General features: G+C 52.7%; 4 protein-coding genes, 2 tRNA genes and 3 rRNA genes. 3 read left to right on the top strand and 6 right to left on the bottom strand.

Features of this window, described 5'->3' with window-relative positions; genetic code table 11:
• Nucleotides 1-100 precede the first annotated feature (100 nt).
• The 6 genes from rrf to tyrS form a co-directional block, all read right to left on the bottom strand.
• Nucleotides 101-216, bottom strand: a 5S ribosomal RNA gene (rrf, locus tag BOW51_RS07135).
• A 127-nt stretch (nucleotides 217-343) separates the two neighbouring features.
• Nucleotides 344-3230, bottom strand: a 23S ribosomal RNA gene (locus tag BOW51_RS07130).
• 189 nt (nucleotides 3231-3419) lie between these two features.
• Nucleotides 3420-3495: transfer RNA gene (locus BOW51_RS07125), tRNA-Ala, on the bottom strand.
• Between the two features lie 19 nt (nucleotides 3496-3514).
• Nucleotides 3515-3591 (bottom strand) — tRNA-Ile (locus tag BOW51_RS07120).
• Between the two features lie 110 nt (nucleotides 3592-3701).
• Nucleotides 3702-5238 (bottom strand): 16S ribosomal RNA (locus BOW51_RS07115).
• The 16S, 23S and 5S rRNA genes sit together here with 2 tRNA genes alongside, the layout of an rRNA operon.
• 348 nt (nucleotides 5239-5586) lie before the next feature.
• Nucleotides 5587-6789, bottom strand: coding sequence for a tyrosine--tRNA ligase (tyrS, locus tag BOW51_RS07110; RefSeq protein ID WP_078477084.1), 1203 nt, complete (start codon nucleotides 6787-6789; stop codon nucleotides 5587-5589).
• A gap of 314 nt (nucleotides 6790-7103) precedes the next feature.
• On the opposite strand from tyrS, the gene BOW51_RS07105 reads away from it, so the two are divergent.
• The 3 genes from BOW51_RS07105 to BOW51_RS11930 form a co-directional block, all read left to right on the top strand.
• Nucleotides 7104-8486 (top strand): OapA family protein, encoded by a 1383-nt coding sequence (locus BOW51_RS07105; protein WP_078477083.1) that lies wholly within the window; start codon nucleotides 7104-7106, stop codon nucleotides 8484-8486.
• 6 nt (nucleotides 8487-8492) lie between these two features.
• Nucleotides 8493-9254, top strand: a complete 762-nt coding sequence (locus tag BOW51_RS07100) for an anhydro-N-acetylmuramic acid kinase (protein WP_078477082.1) — start codon at nucleotides 8493-8495, stop codon at nucleotides 9252-9254.
• Nucleotides 9254-9460: anhydro-N-acetylmuramic acid kinase (locus tag BOW51_RS11930; protein WP_174564738.1), on the top strand; the 207-nt coding region annotated here is incomplete at its 3' end. The genes BOW51_RS07100 and BOW51_RS11930, both read left to right, overlap by 1 nt.

Below are 9460 nucleotides of genomic sequence, written 5' to 3'. Positions count from 1 at the left end.
CAAATGGTGGTGGAAGTGCTGATTCCCAGGTATACGGATGCCATTCCAGTGACAAAGAAAAACCCCGACCGCATTCTCGATCGGGGTTTTTGGTATTAAAGCCCGGCAGTGACCTACTCTCACATGGGGAAACCCCACACTACCATCGGCGATACATCGTTTCACTTCTGAGTTCGGTATGGGATCAGGTGGTTCCAATGTTCTATTGCCGCCGGGAAAACTGGCTCGTATATCCGACTTGGTCGTCTATACAAATTCGGTTTAATCGATCAAACAAACGCTCGTTTCAAGCTTTCGCTTCACCCATTCAGGCAGCTGTTACGCCTGAATATTTGGGTGTTATATGGTCAAGCCTCACGGGCAATTAGTATCGGTTAGCTTCACGCATTACTGCGCTTCCACACCCGACCTATCAACGTTGTAGTCTTCAACGACCCTTCAGGGACCTTAAAGGTCCAGTGAGACCTAATCTTGGGAGGGGCTTCCCGCTTAGATGCTTTCAGCGGTTATCCCTTCCGAACATAGCTACCCGGCAATGCCACTGGCGTGACAACCGGAACACCAGAGGTTCGTCCACTCCGGTCCTCTCGTACTAGGAGCAGCTTCCCTCAAGTCTCAAACGCCTACGGCAGATAGGGACCGAACTGTCTCACGACGTTCTAAACCCAGCTCGCGTACCACTTTAAATGGCGAACAGCCATACCCTTGGGACCGACTTCAGCCCCAGGATGTGATGAGCCGACATCGAGGTGCCAAACACCGCCGTCGATATGAACTCTTGGGCGGTATCAGCCTGTTATCCCCGGCGTACCTTTTATCCGTTGAGCGATGGCCCTTCCATACAGAACCACCGGATCACTATAGCCTACTTTCGTACCTGATCGACGTGTCTGTCTCTCAGTCAAGCACCCTTATGCTATTGCACTCATTGCGCGATGTCCGACCGCGCTGAGGGTACCTTCGCGCTCCTCCGTTACTCTTTGGGAGGAGACCGCCCCAGTCAAACTACCCACCATACACTGTCCCTAACCCGGATTACGGGTCGAGGTTAGAACTTCAAACATACCAGGCTGGTATTTCAAGGTTGGCTCCACCGAATCTGGCGATCCGGTTTCAAAGCCTCCCAGCTATCCTACACAAGTAGGCTCAAAGTCCAGTGCAAAGCTGTAGTAAAGGTGCACGGGGTCTTTCCGTCTAGCCGCAGGTAAACTGCATCTTAACAGCTATTTCAATTTCACTGAGTCTCGGGTGGAGACAGTGTGGCCATCATTACGCCATTCGTGCAGGTCGGAACTTACCCGACAAGGAATTTCGCTACCTTAGGACCGTTATAGTTACGGCCGCCGTTTACCGGGGCTTCGATCAGGAGCTTCGCCGAAGCTAACCCCATCAATTAACCTTCCGGCACCGGGCAGGCGTCACACCCTATACGTCCACTTTCGTGTTTGCAGAGTGCTATGTTTTTAATAAACAGTTGCAGCCACCATTTTAATGCTACCCCCACCAGCTTACGGAGCAAGTCCGATCACCGGCAAGGGCGTACCTTCTCCCGAAGTTACGGTACCATTTTGCCTAGTTCCTTCACCCGAGTTCTCTCAAGCGCCTTGGGATTCTCACCCTACCCACGTGTGTCCGTTTAGAGTACGGTCACTTATCATCTGAAGCTTAGAAGATTTTCCTGGAAGTATGGCATCGACCACTCCGGATCCGTAGATCCGTCGCCATCAGTTCTCAGCATTGACCTTCCGGATTTACCTAAAAGATCTGCCTACGACCTTAGATACACAAAACCGACTGTGTTCTGGTCTAGCCTTCTCCGTCCCTCCATCGCAATGATAAGCGGTACAGGAATATTAACCTGTTTCCCATCGACTACGCATTTCTGCCTCGCCTTAGGGGCCGACTAACCCTGCTCCGATTAGCGTTGAGCAGGAAACCTTGGGTTTTCGGCGAGGGGGCCTCTCACCCCCTTTATCGTTACTCATGTCAGCATTCGCACTTCTGATACGTCCAGCATGCCTTACAGCACACCTTCAACCGCTTACAGAACGCTCCTCTACCATGCATGTAAACATGCATCCGCAGCTTCGGTACATATCTTAAGCCCCGTTAAATCTTCCGCGCAGGCCGACTCGACCAGTGAGCTATTACGCTTTCTTTAAAGGATGGCTGCTTCTAAGCCAACCTCCTGGCTGTCTGGGCCTTCCCACATCGTTTCCCACTGAGATATGATTTTGGGACCTTAGCTGGCGGTCTGGGTTGTTTCCCTTTCCACGACGGACGTTAGCACCCGCCGTGTGTCTCCCGTGATTGCACTCTAAGGTATTCGGAGTTTGCATCGGTTTGGTAAGTCGGGATGACCCCCTAGCCGAAACAGTGCTCTACCCCCATAGGTGATACACGAGGCGCTACCTAAATAGCTTTCGAGGAGAACCAGCTATCTCCGGGCTTGATTAGCCTTTCACTCCGATCCACAGCTCATCCCCTCATTTTTCAACATAAGTGGGTTCGGGCCTCCAGTGAATGTTACTTCACCTTCACCCTGGCCATGGATAGATCGCCCGGTTTCGGGTCTACTCCCAGCGACTAAACGCCCTATTAAGACTCGGTTTCCCTACGCCTCCCCTATTCGGTTAAGCTTGCCACTGAGAAGTAAGTCGCTGACCCATTATACAAAAGGTACGCAGTCACCCCGAAGGGCTCCTACTGCTTGTACGTACACGGTTTCAGGTTCTATTTCACTCCCCTCAACGGGGTTCTTTTCGCCTTTCCCTCACGGTACTGGTTCACTATCGGTCGGTAAGTAGTATTTAGCCTTGGAGGATGGTCCCCCCATGTTCAAACAGGATGTCACGTGTCCCGTCCTACTCGATTTCATTCAAGGATAGATTTAGTGTACGGGGCTATCACCCTGTATCGCCAGACTTTCCAGACTGTTCCACTATCACACCAAGAACTTAAGGGCTGGTCCCCGTTCGCTCGCCGCTACTTAGGGAATCTCAATTGATTTCTTTTCCTCCGGGTACTTAGATGTTTCAGTTCCCCGGGTTCGCCTCATATACCTATGTATTCAGTATAAGATACCCGTCTTATGACGGGTGGGTTTCCCCATTCGGAAATCTCCGGATCAAAGCTTGTTTATCAGCTCCCCGAAGCTTATCGCAGATTACAACGTCCTTCATCGCCTCTTACCGCCTAGGCATCCACCGTGTACGCTTATTCACTTGACCATATAACCCCAAATACTCAGGATAAACCCGATTATTTCGAGTTATTAAGTTAAGCGAATGCTTGTAACGTTTTTTGGTAATTACACCAAAGCGCTTGTTTTCTCGATTAAACCTAATTTTTAAAGAGCAAACACTTCGCAAATGCAAAGTGAAAAGCACAATTGCTTTTCACTTAACACTAGCAGAAATTGGTGGAGCCAGGCGGGATCGAACCGCCGACCTCCTGCGTGCAAGGCAGGCGCTCTCCCAGCTGAGCTATGGCCCCGTAATGCTGAGCGCAAAAATGGTGGGTCTAGGTGGATTTGAACCACCGACCTCACCCTTATCAGGGGTGCGCTCTAACCAACTGAGCTATAGACCCGAATGCTATGGGTCTTGTCGGCACATTCGAATCTGGAACGCGAGACCCGTGTCTGCATGATTCAAGTAACTTGTGTGGGTACTCCATCGACGTCGTAGATGACTTTCATTTAAGGAGGTGATCCAGCCGCAGGTTCCCCTACGGCTACCTTGTTACGACTTCACCCCAGTCATGAATCACACCGTGGTAACCGACCTCCCGAAGGTTAGTCTAGCCACTTCTGGTGCAACCCACTCCCATGGTGTGACGGGCGGTGTGTACAAGGCCCGGGAACGTATTCACCGCGACATTCTGATTCGCGATTACTAGCGATTCCGACTTCATGGAGTCGAGTTGCAGACTCCAATCCGGACTACGACCGGTTTTCTGGGATTAGCTCCCCCTCGCGGGTTTGCAACCCTCTGTACCGACCATTGTAGCACGTGTGTAGCCCAGCTCGTAAGGGCCATGATGACTTGACGTCGTCCCCACCTTCCTCCGGTTTGTCACCGGCAGTCTCCCTAGAGTTCCCACCATTATGTGCTGGCAACTAGGGACAAGGGTTGCGCTCGTTACGGGACTTAACCCAACATCTCACGACACGAGCTGACGACAGCCATGCAGCACCTGTCACTCAGTTCCCGAAGGCACCAAGTCATTTCTGACAAGTTCTGAGGATGTCAAGAGCTGGTAAGGTTCTTCGCGTTGCATCGAATTAAACCACATGCTCCACCGCTTGTGCGGGCCCCCGTCAATTCCTTTGAGTTTTAATCTTGCGACCGTACTCCCCAGGCGGTCAACTTATCGCGTTAGCTGCGCCACTAAGTCCATAAAAGAACCCAACGGCTAGTTGACATCGTTTACGGCGTGGACTACCGGGGTATCTAATCCCGTTTGCTCCCCACGCTTTCGTACCTCAGCGTCAATCTTGGTCCAGGTAGCCGCCTTCGCCACTGATGTTCCTCCACATATCTACGCATTTCACTGCTACACGTGGAATTCCGCTACCCTCTACCAGATTCTAGCCAGGCAGTATCAAATGCAGTTCCCAGGTTGAGCCCGGGGCTTTCACATCTGACTTACCTAACAGCCTACGTACGCTTTACGCCCAGTAATTCCGATTAACGCTTGCACCCTCCGTATTACCGCGGCTGCTGGCACGGAGTTAGCCGGTGCTTCTTCTGTAGGTTACGTCAAGACCCAAAGTTATTAACTTGAGGCTTTTCCTTCCTACTGAAAGTGCTTTACAACCCGCAGGCCTTCTTCACACACGCGGTATTGCTGGATCAGGCTTTCGCCCATTGTCCAATATTCCCCACTGCTGCCTCCCGTAGGAGTTTGGGCCGTGTCTCAGTCCCAATGTGGCTGATCATCCTCTCAGACCAGCTACGGATCGTCGCCTTGGTAGGCCATTACCCTACCAACTAGCTAATCCGACGCAGGCTCATCTAATAGCGCGAGGTCCGAAGATCCCCCGCTTTCCCCCGTAGGGCGTATGCGGTATTAGCTACCGTTTCCGGTAGTTGTCCCCCACTACTAGGCAGATTCCTACGCGTTACTCACCCGTCCGCCACTCTACTCATACCCGAAGGTATTTTCGCGTTCGACTTGCATGTGTTAAGCATACCGCCAGCGTTCAATCTGAGCCAGGATCAAACTCTTCAGTTTAAGTTTGATAGGTTGGCGTCAACCTAGTTGGCGTCAACGAGGCGCGTATTCTACATGCCTCAAACTTACTGTCAACCTCTTTTTTTCACCGTTTGCACGCTGCTAAAGAGGCGTCGAGCGAGGCGCGCATTCTACAGCGTGCCATGTTCCTGTCAACTACTATTTTCAACCAATTTGGCGAATCTTTTTAATTAACAGAGGAGCTCATTCAAACTGCGAATTTCGACCCTTCCTTTCGCTCTCCAGAAGCTGTTTTGCTTGCCTCTGTGCTGCTAGGGAGGGCGCATTATAGGGCCTGCAGAAAGAAGGTCAACACTTTTGTGAAACTTTTTTTGCAGCCCCTCTTAATCAGCCGATTGTGACGCGTGCAAAACGGCGTTTTCCGACCTGAAATACGTGGCAATCGCCTTCACCATATCGCGCATTGCGGTCACCCAGCTTTTGCCCGTCAACCTTGACCGCACCCTGCTTGATCATACGGTATGCTTCCGATGTACTGGATACCAGCCCGGCTTCCTTGAGCAGATTGGCTATCGGCATGCTATCGCCTTCCGCCGGCTGCAGGCTCTTCTCTTCTATCTCATCGGGCATGGCGCCCTTCTGGAAGCGAGCGATAAAGGCTTCACGCGCCGCCACGGCGCTCTGTTCATCGTGGAAGCGTCCAATTAGCTCCTCGGCAAGGAGGAACTTGATGTCTCTCGGATTCATCCCGTCCGCAATCTGCTGCTGAAATCCCTCGATCTCACTCATGGGGCGGAAGCTCAACAGCTCGAAGTAACGCCACATCAGGTCGTCGGAGATCGACATGATCTTGCCGAACATCTCCTCGGGTGCGTCGGTGATCCTTATATAGTTATTCAGCGACTTGGACATCTTCTGCACCCCGTCGAGCCCCTCGAGGATCGGCATGGTCAGGACGACCTGCGGCTCCTGGCCATAGACCTCCTGCAGTTGGCGCCCCATCAGCAGGTTGAATTTCTGATCGGTACCGCCGAGTTCAACATCGGCTTTCAGCTCCACGGAATCGTAGCCCTGTACCAGGGGATAGAGAAATTCATGGATAGCAATCGGCTGCCCGCCTTTATAGCGCTTGCTGAAATCATCGCGTTCGAGCATGCGCGCGACGGTATTCTTCGCTGCCAGCTGCACCAGGTCGGCGGCGCCCATCTTGCCCATCCACTCGGAATTGAACACCACGGTGGTTTTTGCCGGGTCCAGAATCTTGAATACCTGCTCCTTGTAGGTTTCCGCATTGCGCAAAACATCATCCCTGCTGAGCGGCTTGCGCGTTACATTCTTTCCGGTGGGATCGCCGATCATGCCGGTGAAGTCGCCGATAAGAAAGAGAATCTCGTGGCCAAGGTCCTGGAACTGGCGCAGCTTATTGATCAGCACCGTGTGTCCCAAGTGAAGGTCGGGCGCAGTCGGGTCAAATCCAGCCTTGATGCGTAGCGGCCTGCCCTGCTCCAGTTTTTTCTGCAACTGCTCTACGAGGAGAATTTCGTCCGCTCCCCTTGAGATCAGCTCAATTGCCTCACTTACCCCTGTCATCTCTTGCTCCGGCCGCTTTTCAGCTTCATCTATATAGTAATACTCGAAAAAGAGCTCGGAATTTACAGCATGCATGCGATGATTTCCAGCCGTGCAGGGAGAGATTCACACACAGCCCGGCAAATCGTGGCGCGTCTGCATACAGGAGTAGAGGCAACAACCGTATGGAAAGTGTATGATATGCATCTGCTCAGCGGAGCCCGAAAGAACAGAATAGATGCAACTTGCGTGTCATAATTGTGAACCTCGGTAGCGTCTGCATGTCATATACAGCTGACATCGATTAACAAACAACCCCAGACAATTGGCTAGAGATGAAATCACTCTATAATAAAATTATCCTGCTCCTGTTTCTTGCCTTCCTGCTGGCACCATTGATTTTCTGGCAGATCAGTAACTTCCCGACGAAAAGTGGACCGGTTGAAATCACGATTGAACCACAAGCAATCACGGCGATTGAGGAACCGGCTGAAGAACTACCACCCCTGATACCACCTGCCAGCGAACCCACAATCACGCCCGATGAGGCAGTGACACTTGAAGAGGCAGTGACACCGGAAGAGCCGGCCCAGGCAGAACCAGCACCTATAGAGGAACGCTGGGTCATCCACGAAATTCAAGCGGGCGACACATTGTCGACAATTTTCTCATCCCAGGGAATCGGCACCAACACTCTCTACGCCGTCATCAATAGCGGAAAAGAAGGCAAGACAATCGAAAGAAGCCTGAAGCCCGGGCAGAAACTGCTGCTGCGTTTCAAAGAAGGGACAGGCGAACTCGACCTGCTGATTCACGAGGTCAACCTGGTCAAGAGCGTGCAATTTGACATCGACGCGGATGTCGCAATTGCCACGGTACTGGAGCAGGATGTCGAAAAGCGCGTCGTAACCGCCTCCGGCACCATCACGTCATCACTTTTTCTTGACGCCCAGAAAGCCGGACTGAGTGACCGCACTATCATCGAGATGGCCGGCCTGTTCAATTTCGATATCGATTTTGCCAGGGAGATTCAGCCGGGTGATTACTTCTCGGTGATCTACGAAGCAAAATATATCGACGGCGAATTTTTCGGTACCGGCAGCATTCTCGCAGCCGAGTTCATCAATACTGGCAAGAGCTTCCGTGTCGTGCGTTTCGAGAGAGACGGAGCAGTCGACTACTACAACGAAAAGGGCCAGAGCCGTAAAAAGACCTTTACCCGCACGCCGGTCAACTTCGCCCGCATCAGCTCGAAATTCACCAAGTCAAGATTCCACCCGGTACTGAAGCGCTGGCGTTCTCACAAGGGCGTCGATTACGCCGCAAAGAGAGGCACTCCCGTGATGGCAACCGGCAACGGCTCTGTCAAGATCATCCAGAAACAGAGAGGCTATGGCAAGGTCATCTACCTGCAGCACGGGAAAAAATACACCACCGTCTATGCCCACTTGAAAGGCTTCAAGAAAGGCCTGAAAAAAGGCCACAAGGTGAAGCAGGGCGAGGTCATCGGCTATGTCGGTTCAACCGGACTGGCGACTGGCCCGCACCTCCACTACGAGTTTCGCATCAACGACAAACACGTCGATCCGCTTTCCCACAAGTTACCGGCAGCTGATCCGATCAAGGGCGACAAAATGGCGCAGTTCAAAAAGATGGCCGCGCCGCTGCTGCAGCAACTTGATCAGTTGAAAGCGCCCGTGATTGCCGGGCAACCATAAGGGCCAATGCCGGCATCACTCTATATAGGCCTGATGTCCGGCACCAGTATGGACGGCATCGATGCCGCACTTGTCAGCATCGATGAGAATGAAAATCTTGAGTTGCTAAATACCCACAGCCACGAGTGGCCCTCGGCATTACGCCAACAGCTGGAAGCACTTGCCCTGCCAGGCGAGAACGAAATCGACAGACTTGGCGACACTGATGTCTGGGCAGGCGAAATACTCGCCGAATCTGTCATTGCACTACTCGAAAAAGCGAACATTTCAGCACACCAGATCAAGGCGACAGGCTCTCACGGACAGACCGTGCGCCATCGCCCGCACAGCACCCACCCATTTACGCTGCAGATAGGTGACCCGAACCGCATTGCGGCAATTACAGGCATCACAACCGTTGCCGATTTTCGCCGTCGTGACATGGCCGTCGGCGGACAGGGCGCACCCCTTGCACCGGCATTCCACCAGGCTGTTTTGAGTTCACCCGACGAAACACGTGTGATCGTCAACATCGGCGGCATTGCCAACCTGACGATACTGCCGAAGGATACTGCGACAGCGGTGACCGGATTCGATTCAGGACCGGGCAACCGGCTCATGGATGACTGGATTTCGCGAGCCAGAAATGATTCATATGACAATAACGGCAGCTGGGCAGCCAGCGGAGCTGTTTCAGAAGAGCTGCTTTCCCTGCTGATAAATGCCCCCTATTTCCTGCGCGAGCCTCCGAAAAGTACCGGCACCGAAGAGTTCAACCTTCATGGCTAATGCAACGTGGTGGCGACCTGGTCGAAAAGCTGCGCCCCGAAGATGTCCAGGCAACACTGCTCGAACTCACCGCTGCCACCATTACACAAGCGATCAACAAACAAGCTCCAGGCACCGAGCGAGCGCTTGTCTGCGGCGGAGGGGTTCACAACGGTACCTTGATGCAACGCATGCAGGCCCTGCTGCCCGGAATCCGGGTTGGCACA

The organism is Solemya elarraichensis gill symbiont (assembly GCF_002021095.1).
GTDB lineage: Bacteria > Pseudomonadota > Gammaproteobacteria > Chromatiales > Chromatiaceae.
Note: the sequence above shows the minus strand (reverse complement) of the source record. Positions and strands in the feature narration are given on the sequence as shown.

Excerpts from the sequence above, each read along its gene's own strand:
- tyrS (WP_078477084.1), bottom strand. The coding sequence starts at position 6,789 with ATGACAGGGGTAAGTGAGGCAATTGAGCTGATCTCAAGGGGAGCGGAC.
- BOW51_RS07105 (WP_078477083.1), top strand. The coding sequence starts at position 7,104 with ATGAAATCACTCTATAATAAAATTATCCTGCTCCTGTTTCTTGCCTTC.
- BOW51_RS07100 (WP_078477082.1), top strand. The coding sequence starts at position 8,493 with ATGCCGGCATCACTCTATATAGGCCTGATGTCCGGCACCAGTATGGAC.